This window comes from Actinotalea lenta (assembly GCF_030586465.1).
Taxonomy (GTDB): Bacteria; Actinomycetota; Actinomycetes; order Actinomycetales; family Cellulomonadaceae; genus Actinotalea; species Actinotalea lenta.
In genome coordinates, this window is sequence record NZ_JAUQYP010000001.1 from 603,238 (window position 1) to 618,950 (window position 15,713).

Here is a 15,713-nt window from a genome sequence, read left to right on the forward strand (position 1 = left end):
CGTCAACGTCCGATCTGCAGTGCTGCGGTGTAGGACTCCTTGGCCCGGTCGATGACGGCCGCGTTCGCCTGGTAGGCGCGCTGGGCCATGATCAGCTGGGTCATCTGGGTCGACAGGTCGATGTCCGGGTAGCGCACGTAGCCCTTGGCGTCCGCGAACGGGTTGTCCGGCTCGTAGACCAGGCGTCCCGCGGCGGAGCCGAGCACCATGCCGTCGACCTGGGCGCCAGCGGGCCGGCCGTAGTCCACGGCCGAGGCCTCGACGTAGCGGGCCCGGAACGCCTCCTGGCTGGTGGGGCGCACCGTGTTGAGGTTCGCCAGGTTGTCGGAGATCGCGTTGAGCCACGTCTGGTAGACGCTCATGCCCGACCCGGCGATGCCGATCGCGTCGAAGGTGCCCATCAGATGCTCTTCATCGCCGCGCGCATCAGGCTGAACTCCTGGTTCACGGCCTGGGTGGCCAGCTGGTAGCGCAGCTGGGTCTGGATGTTCAGCACCGTCTCGGTCTGCAGGTCGACGTTGTTGCCGTCCTGGCGGGGGGCGGCCAGCGACTGGCTGGTGGTGATGTCACCGACCCCGGAGCCGTCGGCGACGGCAGCGGCGAGCGAGTCCTCGAAGGTGACCCGGCCGGCCAGGAAGCCGGGGGTCTGGATGTTGGCGACGTTGTCCGCGATGACACGCTGGCGCAGCGCCAAGCCGTCCAGGGCGGTGTTCATCGCCACGAAGGAGACCGAGTCGAACACGGCCGCCACCTCTCGAGGTGCGCAAGGGCGGCCGTTCCATGGCCTCCGGGGCGAGCGATCCGTGCTCGCCGGGACCATCGGCGCCGCTGCGGCGGCGTTGAGGGGTTTGCCGACGCCGAATCACGAGGTCACGGTGACATCACCCGAAGGGGGCACCAAGATCCGCCCGACCCGGACACCTCGGGCACCCGGCGATCAGGGGGTCCTGTCAGGCGGGGAGGTCGACGTAGACCGGAGCCGACTCGGCGCGGCCGCGCAGGGTGCGGGTCGCCGCGAGCTGGCGGCGGCTGAGGGCAGCGGCCTCGGCCAGGCGGCGGGAGACCTCGAGTTGACGGTTGAGGATCGCGCGGGCCCGGTCCGCCAGGGCGGCGGGCATCGGTCCCAGGTGGCTCGGCGGGGCCCAGCGGTCCGGCGGGTTCTCCGCGATGCGGTCGAGGGTGAGCATCTCCTCCGCGACCACCAGGTCCAGCTCGAGCGCGTCCAGGGCCTCGCGCCAGGCGTCGTCGAAGGTCACGTCAGCCGACCCCGAGCACGCCACCGGCGGCGGCGTAGGCGCCGCGCTGCGCCGGGACGGTGGGCGTCAGGGACGCGGCCGCGTCGTGCCACGCGTCACGCAGGGGCTCCACGACGCGCCGGCACCCGGCGGTGCGCTCCGGGTCGCCGGACATGTTCGCCCCGACCAGCTCGGTGAGCAGGAAGGAGTACACGCTCATGAGCTGCTGGCCCCCGTCCCACGCGTCGGTGTCCAGGGTCCCGGAGAGCTCGCTGACGATGTCCTGCGCGTGCACCAGCTGCTGGCCCGCGCCGGGCCGGTCGCCGGCGCGCTGGAGCTCCTCGGCCCGCTGCAGGTCCAGGACCAGGCGGTCGTAGAGCATCGTGAGCAGGGTGGCCGGGCTCGCGGTGCGCACGGTGTCATCCAGGTACCGGGCCCGCACTGCTGCGTAGTTCATCGTGTCCCCTCCATGGTTCACGCGGACGCGCCGGACGACGCGCTGAGCGAGCTCAGCTGCGAGGCCAGCCAGGTGGACTGCGACTTGAGGTTCGACAGGGCCGACTCCATCGCGGTGTACGTCGTCTCCAGGGTCGACCGGCGCAGCGCCAGGCGGTCGTCCCAGCTGCTGATCTGGTCCGAGAGGTCCTTGACCATGGACTGCTGCGACTGGATCTCCAGGGTCAGGGACCCGTAACCAGAGTTGGAGGCCTGGTCGCCGACCTGCTGGACCCGGCCGGCCATGCCCGAGAGCAGGTCCTGGACCTTGCCGGGGTCCGCCGCGAGCGCGGAGGAGAACGTGCCCGAGTCGAGTGCGAACGTGCCGTCCTGGCTGAGGGTGATGCCGATCTGGGCGAGCGACATGCCGTTGACCGACGTCGAGCCCGCGTCCATCAGGTCCTGCTGGAGCAGCATGGTGGTCGAGTCCCCGGCGAACAGGCCACCGGTGACGACGGTCCGGCCCGTGGCGTCGGTGGTCGTCTTGGACGCCCGCCGCGACTGGATCTCCGAGAGTGTGGCGTTCAGGTTGTTCACCAGCCCGGACGCGAGCTTGGTGAGCGCGTCGTCGTCCCGCGCGACGGTCACGGTCACCGGGTTCGTCTCGACCGCGCTCACGGTCAGGTCCACGCCCCCGAGCACGCCGGAGAACGTGTTGGAGGCCTGGGTGACCGTCTGCGCTGCCGGCGTCCCGGCGAACAGCGTGATGCTGGCGTCCGACGCCGCCCGGATCTGGGTGGTGGTCAGGTCGGTCCACGTGCCGGTGGAGTCCTGGGACTGCACGGTGAACGCGTTCGCCTGCCCGGTGTCGGTGCCGGTGAGCTGGAGGTAGGTGGTGCCGTTCGCGCTCACGGTCGTGGCCGTCACGCCGGCGCCGGCACCGTTGAACGCCGCGACGATGTCCGCCATCGAGGTCGACTGCGCCGTGACGTTGTACGTCTGGCCGCCGCGGATCACCTGGAAGGTGGGCGGGATGGTGTAGAAGCTCGCCGGCATCTGCACCAGGGACGACTGCGACTGGGCGACGGAGTCCACGGTGAACGTCACGGACGACGGCGTCGCATTCGAGGTGGTCGTCGCGGTGACGGAGCTGGCGCTCGACGTCGCGCTGACGGCCTTCCACGAGTCGGGGTCCGCCGCGGTCCTGGCGGCGGTGGTCAGGGACGCGACCTTGGTGTTCAGCGACTGGAGCGCCGAGACGAGCGAGGTCGCGGTGGACTGCTTGTGCTTCAGGAGCGTCTGGGGCGCCGCCTCGACCTGCATCAGCTGGTTGATGATGGACGTGGTGTCCATCCCGCTGACGATCCCCGAGATCGACGTGCTGCCTGCCACGGGGCTCTCCCTTCCGACGTTGAGCGCGACCGGCGGTGGACGGGGTCGTCCACCGCCGGTCGTGCGGGCTATGCCCTGCGGTGGATCACCGGAGCAGCTGCAGCACGCTCTGCGGCAGCGACTTGGCCTGGGCCAGCATCGCGGTGCCGGCCTGGGACAGGATCTGCGCCCGCGTGAACTGCACCATCTCGGCAGCCATGTCGGTGTCGCGGATCCGGCTCTCCGACGCCGTGAGGTTCTCGTTGGCGACGTTGAGGTTGTTGATGGTGTGGTCGAAACGGTTCTGGATCGCACCGAGGTTGGACCGCTGGGTCGAGACCTTGGTGATGGCCGAGTCGATCAGGTTGATCGCCTGGGTCGCACCGGAGGCCTGCTGGAAGACCGGCTCCGTAGCTGCCGCTTCAGTGGCAGAGGCACCCGCGGCCGGGGTGGCCCCCGTGAAGGTCAGGCCCGTGGCGGTTGCTGCCACCGTGACGGCACCCGAACCGAGCGCCGCGTCAGCGGCCGACTGGATCGCGGCGACGGATGACGCCGTGTCCGTGGCGCTGGAGAAGTCCACCGAGGTCAGATCGAACGACTTCGAGCCGACCGACACCGTGCCGTTGAGCGCCGTGAACTTCGAAGCGTCGTAGGCGGTGAAGTCAACTGTCGCCCCACCAGGGCCGTTGACCGTCAGAACGGCCGGAGTCCCCCCCGCCGCCGCGGTCGTCAGGACTGCGGTGCTGGCGTTGCTCGCCGCCGTGGTGACGTCGACGCCGGCGACCCCGAGAGCGGTGGCGCTCATGTTGCCGATGGTCACGCCGATCTTGTCGTCCGCCGAGGTGTTGGCGCCGACCTGGAAGGACCCGGTGTAGGAGCCGTCCAGGAGCTTGGAGCCGTTGAACTGCGTGGTGGACGCGATGCGGTCGAGCTCCTTGTTGAGCTCCGTCATCTCGGACTGGATCGACGCCTTGGCGTCCGTGGACAGGCCACCGTCGTTCGCGGCCTGGACGGACAGGGTGCGCATGCGCTGGAGGATCGAGTGCGTCTCGGTGAGGGCACCCTCAGCCGTCTGGACGACGCTGATGCCGTCCTGGGCGTTGCGCACGGCCTGCTGGGTGCCGTTGATCTGCGAGCGCAGACCCTCGGAGATCGACAGGCCGGCCGCGTCGTCCGCAGCGCGGTTGATCCGCAGACCCGAGGACAGCTTCTCCAGGGAGCTGTTCAGCGAGTTCTGCGTGTTGGACAGGTTGCGGTACGCGTTGAGCGCCGCGATGTTGGTGTTGACCGAGAGACCCATGGTGGAACTCCTCCTTGATTCGGGTCGAATACCTGCCGCCCCTCCATGGGCGAGCACCGGGATGATCGGCGCGGCGGGTGCGGTGTTGAGGGATTCGCGTTGATCAGATCGGGTGATCCGAGACGGCGAGACGCCCGCCGGATGGGCTACCGGCGGGCGTCCGGCGGTGCTGGGATCAGCACACCGCCCGCTCGACCTCGGGGACCGAGGTCGAGTAGGAGTCGTAGGCCGCCGCGGCGACCGACCGCTGCGTCGGCACCGTCGTGACGGTGCTGACCTGGGCGCTGGTCGCGGCGCGCGCGGCGACCTCGGCGAAGTAGGCGCGGCGCCGGCGGGCGGCCACTCCGTCCGGGCGGGAGCCCTCGGCCACCAGGTCGGGGTCGAGCGAGGCGTTGATGCCGTCCTTGAGCAGGCCGAGCGCCTCGGTGCGCAGCTGGCTGATCCGGGACTGGGTCACGCCCAGCTCCTCGGCCAGCTCGGCGACCGGACGGTCGCGGAAGAACAGCTCGGTGACGACGTACCGCAGCCGGTCGGGCAGCGAGTCGACGCCGGCCCGCAGGTACTGCATCTTCTCGTCCACCAGGAGGCTCTCCTCGGGCCCGACCGCCGCGGAGACCACGGTCTCCGCGATCGAGCCGTCGAAGCCGTCCATGCTCAGCACACGCGTCTCGCCGTCGGACCGGGCCGCGTCGATCTCCTCGACCGGCATGCCCATCGCCTCGGCGAGCTCGTCGCGGCTCGGGGCGCGGCCGAGCGAGGCCGTCAGCTCGTCCGTGACCTCCGAGAGCTGGCGCGCGCGGCGACGGGCGCCGCGCGAGACCCAGTCCATCCCCCGCAGCTCGTCGATCAGCGCGCCCTTGATGCGCAGCGCGGCGTAGCGGGCGAAGGGGACACCCGTCGACGCGTCGTAGGCCCGGGCGGCGCGGACCAGGGCGAGGTGACCGGCCGACACGAGGTCGGCACGGGACACGTGCGCCGGCACGCGGCCGAGCATCGCGTTGACGTGGTAGCCGACGAGCGCCATGTGCTCGACGACCAGCGCGTTGGTGGGGTTCTCGTTCACGGGGTGTGATTCGGGGGGCGGCGTGAAGCACTTGAGACCGTCCGCGGGTGACGTCGCTACGCTGCTCCGTTCGGTGGACAACCGGGGCGCGGGTGAGTCGCCACCCTTGAACCCAGATGTCCGGTTCCGAATCCGGACAGACCCTGCCCGGTCCGACTTGTCGGCTGTGACGAGCGCCACATCCCGAACCCCTCATGCGCCCCCGGCCTTCTCATCAGGTGAGCAGGTGAACGCTCACAGAGCGCTCGGGGGACTCCTTCCGGCAGAAGTCCTCCGAAAACCGTCACATCGGCCCGTCGACAGCCGATGGGCGGTGCGACAGACACTCCGCACGCGTGGCGGGTCGCCGCCGAGCGACGGGACGAAGGGTGGTCCGATGGGCCTGAACGAGCTCTCCGGGGTGCTCTGGCGCGAGCGCCAGCTCCTCGAGCTCCTGCTCTTCAAGCTGGAGGAGGAGCAGCTCATCCTGACCAGCGGGCGCACGCAGTGGCTCGGCCACGCCACCCGCGAGGTCGAGTCCGTGCTCGAGCAGATCCGCACGGCCGAGCTCGGCCGGTCGATGGAGGCCGACGAGGCCGCGCTCGAGGTCGGCGTCCCGGTCGGCAGCGGGCTGCGCGCCATCGCGGGCGCGGCACCGGCTCCGTGGGACACCCTGCTCGCCGAGCACCACGCGGCGTTCGTCTCCCTCACCGATCAGATCAACGAGCTGGCCCAGGGCAACCGGGAGCTGCTCGCGGCGTCACACCGCGCCACGCGCGAGACCCTGATGAGCCTGCAGGAGACCGTGGACACCTACGACCCCCGCGGCGGCGCCGCCACGGCCGTGGCGGGCACCAGCCACCTGCTCGACCAGGCACTGTGAACGGGGCCAGATGAGCACCTTCTCCGGGATCTCCACCGCCCTGTCCTCGCTGATCGCCCAGCGCCAGGCGCTGGACGTGTCGGGGCAGAACATCGCCAACGCCAACACGCCCGGCTACACGCGCCAGCGCGCGGACATGTCGCCGGTGCAGGGGTCCAGCGTGCCCAGCCTGTGGTCGAGCTCCCCGGCCGCCGGCAACGGCGTGCGGATCGACCAGATCGCCCGGCTCGGCGACGTGTTCCTGGACACCCGGCTGCGCTCGGAGACCTCCGCGTCCTCCTACGCCGCTGCCCACGCCGACACGCTCGGCCGTCTGGAGGCCACCCTGAACGAGCCGTCCGACACGGGGCTGTCGAGCGCGCTGCAGACCTTCTGGGCGGACTGGCAGGACGTCGGCAACGCTCCGGACGACACCGCAGCGCGCAAGGTGCTGCTCGGCGACGCCGAGGCCCTGGTCAGCCAGGTTCACGCCGGCTACCGCACCGTGCAGACCCAGTGGTCGCAGCTGCGGACGAGCACCGCGACCCTGGTCGACCAGGTCAACACGACCGCGGCGCAGATCGCGGACCTGAACTCCCAGATCCGCTCGATCACCGTCTCCGGCGGCAACGCCAACGAGCTGATGGACCAGCGCAGCACGCTCGTGACCTCGCTGTCCGGGCTCGTGGGCGCGACGGCACGCGAACGGTCGGACGGCACCATGGACGTCATGGTCGCCGGCAACGCCCTGGTGCGCGCCGACCACGCGAACACGATCTCGATGACCGGGTCGTTCACGATGGCGGGTGGTCTCACCGCCGCGGGTCAGGTCGGGTTGCAGTGGGACACGGTCCCCCCGACGGCCCTCACGCTCGACGGCGGCACGATCGGCGCCAACATGGACGACCTCGCACCGGCCGGCGTGCTCGGGAACGCCGCCTCGACCTGGGACACCCTGGCGACGCAGCTCGCCTCGACCGTCAACGCGGTGCACAGCACGGGGAGCACGATCCAGACGCCCCCGACCACCGGGGTGGACTTCTTCGCCGTGGACTCCACGGTGCCGGCGGCCCTGGGGCTCTCGGTGGCCATCACGGACCCCAAGGACGTGGCGGCGGCCGGCCCGATGCCGGCGACCGTGACGGACCCGTCGTCGTGGGCGCTGGACGGCTCCGGGGCGGACACGATCAGCGCGCTGGCCGACGACCCGAACGGCGCGGACGCCATCTGGCACGGGTTCGTCGTGGACCTGGGTGTGCAGTCCCGCTCGGCCACCCAGCGCTCCACGGTTCTGGAGACCTCGCGCGCGAGCGCGGAGAACCTTCAACTGTCGGCCAGCTCGGTCGATCTCGACGAGGAGTCCACCAACATGCTCGCCTACCAGCGGGCCTACGAGGGAGCGGCTCGCGTCATGACCGCGATCGACCAGATGCTCGACACGCTGATCAACCGCACCGGCGTGGTGGGGAGGTAACCCGTGATCGGACGCGTCACCCAGCAGACGCTGCAACGCTCGACGCTGGCCAACCTGCAGCTCAACCTGAGCAAGATGTCCGACCTGCAGGCCCAGATGTCCAGCGGCAAGAAGATCACCAAGCCGTCGGACGACCCGGCAGGCACCGCCCAGGCCCTGAGCCTGCGGGCGCAGAACCGCGCCACCACGCAGTACCAGCGCAACGCGCAGGACGGCGAGGCCTGGCTGACCACGATCGACACCGCGATGCAGACGTCCGTGACCACGCTGCGCCGGGTGCGCGACCTCGTGGTCCAGTCCGGCTCGGGTGCGCTGAACGCGACCGGTCGCGAGGCGCTCGCCACCGAGATCGAGGGCCTGCGCGACAGCCTGCTCGGCCAGGCGAACACCAGCTACCTCGGGCGCTCGGTGTTCGCGGGGTCCTCGAATGCCGGTGCCGCGTTCAGAGTCGACTCCACGACGACGCCACCCACCTACACGTGGACCGGCAGCCCCGACGCCTCGGTGCAGCGGCGGCTCGCCCCCGACACCACGGTGCGAGCCGACGCCGACGGGTCTGCGTTCTTCGGCGACGGGGCGACCTCCGTCTTCACCATGCTGGACGACATCGCCGCGGGACTGCGGGCCGGGACCGACGTGACCAGCAAGCTGGACGACATCGACACCCGCACGTCGTCGATGCTGGGCGAGCTGTCGAACGTCGGTACGCGGACCAATCAGATCAAGGCCGCGCAGAGCAACAACGCGCTGGCGCTGCAGGACGTCAGCACCCGGCTGTCGGGGGTCGAGGACATCGACCTCGCCCAGACCGTCGTAGAGCTGCAGATGCAGGAGGTCGCGTACAAGGGTGCACTCGGAGCCACGGCGCGCGTGCTGCAGCCAACCCTGATGGACTTCCTGCGATGAGCGCCCCGACCACCGAGCTAAGGATCGGCATGGCCACCCGGACCGACACCGACGCACCCGCGATCGAGTTCTGCGAGGCCCCCCTGGGCCTGATGGGGCTGCGGCACTTCCGGCTGCACGCCCTGGACGACGCGGGCTACCTGTTCGCGCTGCGCAGCGTCGAGGCGGAGGGCGTCAGGCTGTTCGTCGTGCCGCCGGAGGTCTACTTCCCGACCTACGCGCCCCGGATCCCGGCCGACGCGCTCACCGCGCTCGAGCTCGGGGACCAGGAGCCGGCGGTGCTGACCGTGGTCACGCCCGGCGACGGGGAGCACGCCCCCACCGCCAACCTGCTGGCGCCCGTCGTGGTCAACCCCACCACGGGCGCGGCGCTGCAGGTGGTCCTGGACTCCGACGAGTGGCCCCTACGGGCGCAGTTCACCGTCCAGGGCTGACGAGGCTCAGCGAGCGACGGGCGGCGCCGGTCGAGCAGTGGGGAGGAGGTGACGAGAGTGACGGGCACGAGCACCGCGTCCGCGGCTCCCGCCGCCCCGTGGCGACCGACCTGGACACCCGGTCCTGAGCTCGGACCGCCCCACCGGAGCCAGCGGGCGCTCGTGCCCGTCCAGCGCGCCGGGGGTGTCGCCGGCACGAGCACGCCACCCACGCCGACCCTGCGCGGCCTCGGCGTGGACACTCGGTCGCTCGCGGTCCCGCGGCGGAGCAACCGCCGACCCCGCACCACGGTGCTCAGCTGCTCCGCGGTGGCCCTGCATGCCGCGGGACACGTGCTGACCGGCCGGACGCCGGACGTCGACGCGCTCGCGGAGGTCGTGGAGTCGGACCCGATGTTCGTGCTGCGTGTGCTGCACCTGGCGAACCAGCTCACCGCCCGCGGGCACACGGCGGACACCGTGCCTGCGGCGCTCACGGTGCTCGGGCGCGACCGGTTCGGCTGGCTGCTCGGCGATCTGCGGCACGATGCGGCGCGCCGGCCGATCGCCGGCGTGTGGCGGGCCCTGGCCCGTGGACTGGCCGCCGAGGTGCTGTCCGGCGGCGACCGCGAGGCCTTCACCGCGGGCCTGCTCACCGGACTCGCCGACGCACTCGGCGTCCCCGTGCCGCTGGTCCTGGAGGTGTCTGGGGTCTCCCGGGAGATGGTCGCAGCCGTGACCACGGGCGCGGGGAGCTGGGCCCGCGGTCTGCACGCGGCCATCGCTTTCGAGAGGCACAGCTCGGCCGGCGCCCGCCGGTCGGGACTCGAGCTCGTCGATGTGTACGACATCTGCCAGCGGGCGACGTCGGAGGCCAAGGCCACCGCGCGGGCGCTGGGCTCACGATGAGAGGAACGACGTGAACCACACCGCGCCGCAGACCGGGCTCGGCCCCCGTCTCGAGGCCCGCCACCGCACCACGGTGCACCGCGAGACGATCGTTGCCGTCGACAACTCGGTGCTCGGGTACCGCATCACCGTGACGCTCGAGGACGGCCTGTCGCTGACGAGCTCGTCCCCGCAGGTCCGCGACGAGATCCTGCACGAGCAGTACCTCGCGCTCGACCTCGCCTCCCTGGTCGCCGATCGGGACGTGTTCCTCCCGGCGGTGGGCGCGATGCTGGACGGCTTCCTCCCCTCTCCCCCCGGCGGCAGCCGCCTGGTGCTGGACCTGCCGCACGGCTTCGAGCTGCGCGAGGACGCGAGCCGTCGGGCCACAGCGCTGCGCGGCCTCGGCGTCGAGCTGGGGCTGCAGGCCTTCGCCGCCACCCCCCAGCAGATCGCGCTCCTGCCTGCCCTGGACTACGTCACGGTGGACCCCGAGGTGCTGGTCCAGCCGCTCGAGGACGTGGTCCGTGCGGCCCACGCCGGAGGCGTCCGGGTCCTGGCCACGCACGTCCACGACGTGCACGTCCAGGCCCGCTGCCTGGTGGCCGGTGTCGACGCGCTGCGCGGTGGCGTGGCCGAACGCGCGGCCTCGGCGCGACAGCTCCAGGGACCCAAGGTGCTCAGCCCCGGACAGCTGCAGTGCATGGCCGTGCTCCACCTGCTGCACCAGCCCGAGGTGGACCTGTCCGAGGTGGCGCAGGTGATCGACACCGACCCGGTGCTGACGCTGCGGGTCCTGCACCTGGTCAACTCCGGCGCGTTCGCCCTGGTGTCGCGGGTGGACACGGTGCAGCGGGCGGTGGTGCTGCTGGGCGTCCGCGAGGTGACCGCGCTGATCGCCGCCCTGGCGATCGACGCTCGCACCGGCGCCATGGACAGCCTGTGGCAGATCCTGGCCCGCGCGCTCACCTGCGAGGCGCTCGCCGGCGACGCCGCGGCCTACACGGTCGGCATGCTCTCGGCCCTGATCGAGCAGCTCGGCGTCCCGGCCGAGGTCGTGCTGGAGAAGGTCGGGGTCTCGGAGGTCGTCACCGACGCTGTGCAGGACCAGGCGGGTGAGCTGGGCCCGGTGCTGCGCGCGGTCATCGCGCACGAGGCGTGCGACACCGAGGGCGTCGTGGACGCCGGCTACCGTCCCGCGGACGTCTCGGACACGTACGTCACCTGCCTGGCCGACGCCCTTCAGACCGCCCGAGCCGCAGGAGCCTGAGCCGCCCCTGCGCGGGGGAGGGTGTAGAGGTGGGCGGCCGGGATCGGGGGGAGGAGGACCCGCCCCGCCTCGGTGCGCGGCGGGGTGCCGGCAAGAGTGCGTGGCTCGCCAGCGCCGGCCAGGCCCAGTGCCGCAAGCGGGATGGCCACGGCCTCGTCCGGGTCGCGGACGACGTGCACCAGCAGCCGTTCCTCGGGATGCTCGCGCAGGTAGGTGAGCGAACCGGGTCGCACGTCCAGCCAGCGCAGTCCCCCGCGCCGCAGCGCGACGTGGTCGCGCCGCAGGGCTGTCCAGCTCAGGTAGGCCTCGAGGGTCTCGGCGTCCCACGCTGCACGCCGGTCCCAAGGGAAGGGAGTGCGTGAGTGCTCGCCGTTCACGCCGGTCAGCCCCAGCTCGTCCCCGGCGAACACAGCCGGGACCCCGGGCAGGGTCATCTGCAGGGCCAGGCCGAGCAGGTGCCGCTCACGGCCGAGCCCGTCGCGGTCGACCCAGCCGTGGGTCCCGCCGCCCGTCACGGTCCGGAACCGCGGCGTGTCGTGCGTGTCCAGGTGGGCCGTCGACGCCGTCCACGCGCGCCATCCCATCGCCGCGTGCACCTGCCGGATCGTGGCCGCCAGGTCGTCGCCGCCGAGCACCGGGACGTCCACCGGCGCGCCCAGGAAGGGCAGCCCGTGGCGCACCCCGGGACCCGCCTCCGAGCCGCCGTTCAACCAGGCCCAGACCGGGCGGGTGAAGCCGTTGTAGTCCATCGTGCCGTGCCAGCCGTCACCGACGAGGTCGTCGGTCGCGTCGTGGCCGTGCTCGGCCAGCAGCCAGCCGGGATCGGCGCCGGACTCCGCCGCGACATCGGCCATGGTCCGCCGCACGGCCGTCGCGACCTGGTGCGTCAGGTCGATCGTGCCGAGCCGCCCGGTCATGTTGGCGACGTCGATCCGCCACCCGTCCAGCCCGTCGCGCAGCCCCCGGGCGACCACCGACGCGTCCCCGTCGTACAACCGTCGCGCGAGCTCCGCGGACCGGTGGTCGAGCTTGGGCAGGCTCTTGATCCCCCACCACGCCTGGTACTCGTGGGGGTGCTCGTCGAAGTAGTAGAAGGCGGCCTCGGGACTCGCCGCGTCGGCCTGGGCGCGGCGGAACCACTCGTGGCCGACGCCGGTGTGGTTGAGGGTGAGGTCCCCGACCACCCGGATTCCCCGGTCGTGCGCGGCGTCGATGAGCCGGCGCCACGCGGCGTCCCCGCCGAGCGCCGGGTCCACCCGGTCGAAGGTCACCGCGTCGTAGCGGTGGACCGAGCGCGCCTCGAACACCGGCGTGAGGTAGAGGACTGTCGCGCCCAGCCGTTCGAGGTGATCCAGGTGCGCTGCGACGCCGTCCAGGTCGCCGCCGTACCACTGGACCGGGCTGTGCGGACCTTCCCAGATGACCGGGTCGTCCCAGCCGGCCGGTTCGGCCCAGGACGGCACGTCACGTCCGGCCACCCCGCGCGCGAAGCGATCCGGGAACACCTGGTAGACCAGCTGGTCGGCCACCCAGTCGGGCGGCCCGGGGTGCGCGATCAGCCGGAAGTCGTGCGCGTCGGTGACGTCGTGGTCGTGCACGCCCGCCGCGTTCAGCCACGTGTAGCCACCGGCCGCACCACCGGTTCCGATGAGGAACCGGTACCTCGTCACGTCGCCCTCGGTCGGGATCTGCGCGCGCCACCAGGTGCCGCCGACGTCGGTTCGTTCGACCTCGGCCTGCGTCCACGCGGGCTCGGCGTCCCGCAGCCGTCGGACCGCCACGCGCGCCTCGGCCCCGGAACGCCCCTGCGTGTGCGGCACGAGCACCCGCAGGACGGCGCTGCCGTCGCGCTGCTCGAGGTAGTGCGCGGAGCCGTCGTGGTGGGGCTGCGCCCACAGCGGGGCCCTCACCCCTTCACCGCGCCCGCGGTGATCCCGCCGACGATGTACTTCTGCAGGTACTGGAACAGGGCCACCACGGGTATCGACGCGAGCACCGCGGCGGCCGCGAACCAACCGAGGTTGTTCGAGCGGTCCCCGTCCAGCACGGTGTACATCCCCACTGCGAGGGTCTTGACCGCGGTCTGGCGCAGGAAGATCGACGCGAGCAGGAACTCGCCGATCACGCTGACGAACGCGAGCAGGCCGGTGACGGCAAGGATCGGGCGCACCAGCGGAAGGATGATCTGGAAGTACACCTGGGCGTGGCCCGCCCCGTCGATCTTCGCCGCCTCGTCGAGCTCCTTGGGCACCGAGTCGAAGAAGCCCTTGATGAGCCACACCTGACCGAGCGAGCCGCCCATGAGCAGCACGATGTAGCCGAGCAGCGTGTCCAGCCCCAGCGCGGGTACCACCTTGCCGACCTCGCTGAACAGCTGGAACAGCGCCACCACGGCGAGGAACTGCGGGAACATCTGGATCAGCAGCAGGGTCAGCAGGCCGCCGCGGCGTCCCCGGAACCGGAACCGGGAGAAGGCGTAGGCGGCCATCGCGGAGAAGAAGACCTGCGCGGTCACGACCACCGCGGCGACCAGGATCGTGTTGAGGTACCACCGGGCGTACGGCCGGTTGGGGTTGGTGAACAGCGACTCGTAGTGCGTGAAGGAGAAGTCCGTCGGGATCAGGCTCGTCGAGGAGACCGAGCCGATCGGGTTGAACGACGCGGACAGCACGTACAGCACCGGGACGAGCGCGTAGACGATCGCGACGACCCCCACCACGTGCCGCCAGCCGATCTCGCGCCACCAGCGCGCACCGTGCGGGCGGACGTCGTTCGGGTCACGCCGCAGCGGGGGGCCGCCCACCGGTGCTCGCGTGGGGGTGGAGGTCGGGGCGGCGACGGAGGGCCTGGCCGAGGTGCTCATCAGTTCACGTCCTCCAGCACTCGGGTCCCGCGGAACTGGATGGCGGCCAGCACCCCGGTCAGGATGAACAGGATCACCGAGATCGCCGAGGCGAACCCGATCTGCTGCGCGCTCGTGCCGAACGCCAGCCGGTAGGTGAAGCTGATGAGGATGTCCGTCCCGCCGGCGGTCGGGTCGGACGCGCTGAACGGCCCGCCCTCGGTCAGCAGCTGGATCGCGTTGAAGTTGTTGAAGTTGAACGCGAACGACGCGACGAGCAGCGGTGCCACCGCCACGAGCACCAGCGGGAAGGTCACCTTGCGGAACTGCGTGAACCCGCTCGCGCCGTCGATCGAGGCCGCCTCCTTCAGCTCGGACGGGACCGCCTGGAGGGCGCCGGTGCACACCAGGAACATGTAGGGGAAGCCCATCCACAGGTTGGTGAGGATCACCGCGATCCGCGCGAGCGCCGTGCTGCCCAGCCAGTTGACGTGCGTACCGAGCAGCTCGTTGAACAACCCGAAGTCGGTGTTGTAGAAGCTCGACCACACCATCAGGGAGATGAACCCCGGGATCGCGTAGGGCAGCAGCAGGATGGAGCGGTAGAGCTTCTGACCGCGCATCCGCGCATCGTTGAGGGTGACCGCCAGCACCAGGCCGAGCAGGAAGCTCAGACCGACCGACGCGACGGCGAACAGCACGGTCCACGCGAAGATGCCGAGGAAGTTCTTGCTGATCGTGGCGTCGGTGAAGATCCGCTTGTAGTTGTCCAGCCCGATGGACTCGCCCCAGGACTGCGAGGACAGCCGCGCGCCGTTGGCGTCGGTGAAGTAGGACCGGTCGCCCACCCGCTGGGGGGTGTAGACGTCGCCGGTGCGCGTGTCGGTGAACGAGTCGGTGGCCTGGTCGTAGACCAACGGGCTGGTCAGCTCGACGGCCTGGAACCCCTGCGCCGTGATCACCGAGCTCTCCCCGGTGGGCACCGTGAACCCGGCGAGCGGGCCGCCGGACTGGCTGAGGCGGTTGATCTGCTGCTTGGTCAGCATCGTGTAGCCCGGGACGTCGGTGACGCGGCCGTCGGTGACGGTCGCGTCGGTGGGCAGCGGCTCGAGGCCGTCCTCGGTGCCCGCATAGGCGTCCCCGGAGGCCTGGTCCACGAGGAAGAACGTGTAGGGCCCGGTGTCGACCGTTCCTGTCGTGCCGACCTCGAGGGTGAAGCGTCGCGCGTTGTCGCCCTGGAACGCCGCCGAGGCGATGATCCGGCTGATCGTCACCTCCTTCGGCGTACGGGTGCCGTCGCCGTAGTTGGTGGTCGAGAGCTGGAAGGTCATGAGGATCGGGTAGACCACCAGCAGGGACAGGAACAGCACCCCGGGCACCAGGTACTTGGCCGGGACGGCGCGCTTGGTCGCGTACACGGCTGCCAGCAGCGCGACGACGCCCCAGAACACCCCCAGGAAGCCCCACCGTTGCTGGGCGATCAGTGGCGGGGTGACCAGGACGGCGAGCGCCGCGACGATCCCGAGCCCCAGAACCTTGACCAGGAGCGGCAGCGGGCGGGTGGTCCCTCCCCCGCGGGCCGGTCGTGCAGTACGGGCGGGCGGGTGGGTCTGGGTGGTGTGCGACACGGCGGTGCTCCCGGGTCGTGCTGTGGCCGGGTGGGGGCGCGGTCGCC

General features: G+C 71.4%; 16 protein-coding genes. 6 read left to right on the forward strand and 10 right to left on the reverse strand.

Translation table 11 applies throughout. The features are described from left to right. Positions 1-2 precede the first annotated feature (2 nt). From Q6348_RS02810 to Q6348_RS02840, 7 genes are all read right to left on the reverse strand, one after another. Entirely contained in the window at positions 3-401 is a 399-nt protein-coding gene (locus Q6348_RS02810; protein ID WP_304599815.1) for a flagellar basal body rod protein FlgC, read from the reverse strand. Further along, entirely contained in the window at positions 401-742 is a 342-nt protein-coding gene (locus tag Q6348_RS02815; protein ID WP_304599816.1) for a flagellar basal body rod protein FlgB, read from the reverse strand. The genes Q6348_RS02810 and Q6348_RS02815 overlap by 1 nt, the downstream gene beginning before the upstream one ends. 208 nt (positions 743-950) lie before the next feature. Beyond that, the gene (locus tag Q6348_RS02820; protein WP_304599817.1) at positions 951-1,256 is read right to left on the reverse strand and encodes a hypothetical protein; all 306 of its coding nucleotides are present in this window, start codon (positions 1,254-1,256) and stop codon (positions 951-953) included. 1 nt (position 1,257) lies between these two features. Then, positions 1,258-1,692: a flagellar export chaperone FliS gene (gene fliS, locus Q6348_RS02825; protein ID WP_304599818.1), complete on the reverse strand. Its 435-nt coding sequence runs from the start codon at positions 1,690-1,692 to the stop codon at positions 1,258-1,260. 17 nt (positions 1,693-1,709) lie between these two features. Next, complete coding sequence (gene fliD / locus Q6348_RS02830) at positions 1,710-3,062, reverse strand: flagellar filament capping protein FliD (protein ID WP_304599819.1); 1,353 nt, start codon at positions 3,060-3,062, stop codon at positions 1,710-1,712. Positions 3,063-3,147: 85 nt separating this feature from the next. Further along, on the reverse strand, positions 3,148-4,341 hold the full coding sequence (locus Q6348_RS02835) for a flagellin N-terminal helical domain-containing protein (protein WP_304599820.1): 1,194 nt from the start codon (positions 4,339-4,341) through the stop codon (positions 3,148-3,150). A gap of 175 nt (positions 4,342-4,516) precedes the next feature. Beyond that, positions 4,517-5,404, reverse strand: coding sequence for a sigma-70 family RNA polymerase sigma factor (locus tag Q6348_RS02840; RefSeq protein WP_304599821.1), 888 nt, complete (start codon positions 5,402-5,404; stop codon positions 4,517-4,519). A 376-nt stretch (positions 5,405-5,780) separates the two neighbouring features. On the opposite strand from Q6348_RS02840, the gene flgN reads away from it, so the two are divergent. The 6 genes from flgN to Q6348_RS02870 are packed head-to-tail and all read left to right on the forward strand — an operon-like array spanning position 5,781 to position 11,196. Next, positions 5,781-6,266 (forward strand): flagellar export chaperone FlgN, encoded by a 486-nt coding sequence (gene flgN / locus Q6348_RS02845; RefSeq protein ID WP_304599822.1) that lies wholly within the window; start codon positions 5,781-5,783, stop codon positions 6,264-6,266. A 10-nt stretch (positions 6,267-6,276) separates the two neighbouring features. After that, complete coding sequence (gene flgK, locus Q6348_RS02850) at positions 6,277-7,719, forward strand: flagellar hook-associated protein FlgK (protein WP_304599823.1); 1,443 nt, start codon at positions 6,277-6,279, stop codon at positions 7,717-7,719. Positions 7,720-7,722: 3 nt separating this feature from the next. After that, positions 7,723-8,625, forward strand: coding sequence for a flagellar hook-associated protein FlgL (gene flgL, locus Q6348_RS02855; protein ID WP_304599824.1), 903 nt, complete (start codon positions 7,723-7,725; stop codon positions 8,623-8,625). Beyond that, entirely contained in the window at positions 8,622-9,059 is a 438-nt protein-coding gene (locus tag Q6348_RS02860; protein ID WP_304599825.1) for a flagellar assembly protein FliW, read from the forward strand. The genes flgL and Q6348_RS02860 overlap by 4 nt, the downstream gene beginning before the upstream one ends. A gap of 57 nt (positions 9,060-9,116) precedes the next feature. Continuing rightward, positions 9,117-9,947 carry a YuxH family protein gene (locus Q6348_RS02865; protein ID WP_304599826.1) on the forward strand — a complete coding sequence of 277 codons (831 nt, stop codon included), beginning with the start codon at positions 9,117-9,119 and terminating at the stop codon, positions 9,945-9,947. A gap of 10 nt (positions 9,948-9,957) precedes the next feature. Further along, positions 9,958-11,196: an EAL and HDOD domain-containing protein gene (locus Q6348_RS02870; protein ID WP_304599827.1), complete on the forward strand. Its 1,239-nt coding sequence runs from the start codon at positions 9,958-9,960 to the stop codon at positions 11,194-11,196. Here the strand turns inward: Q6348_RS02870 and Q6348_RS02875 are convergent. From Q6348_RS02875 to Q6348_RS02885, 3 genes are read right to left on the reverse strand one after another with little or no spacing between them, the layout of a single operon-like run. Beyond that, positions 11,169-13,106, reverse strand: a complete 1,938-nt coding sequence (locus Q6348_RS02875; RefSeq protein ID WP_304599828.1) for a glycoside hydrolase family 13 protein — start codon at positions 13,104-13,106, stop codon at positions 11,169-11,171. The genes Q6348_RS02870 and Q6348_RS02875 overlap by 28 nt on opposite strands. Next, positions 13,103-14,059, reverse strand: a complete 957-nt coding sequence (locus tag Q6348_RS02880) for a sugar ABC transporter permease (RefSeq protein ID WP_304599829.1) — start codon at positions 14,057-14,059, stop codon at positions 13,103-13,105. The genes Q6348_RS02875 and Q6348_RS02880 overlap by 4 nt, the downstream gene beginning before the upstream one ends. Next, the gene (locus Q6348_RS02885) at positions 14,059-15,666 is read right to left on the reverse strand and encodes an ABC transporter permease subunit (protein WP_304599830.1); all 1,608 of its coding nucleotides are present in this window, start codon (positions 15,664-15,666) and stop codon (positions 14,059-14,061) included. Before Q6348_RS02885 ends, Q6348_RS02880 begins: the two co-directional genes overlap by 1 nt. Positions 15,667-15,713 lie beyond the last annotated feature (47 nt).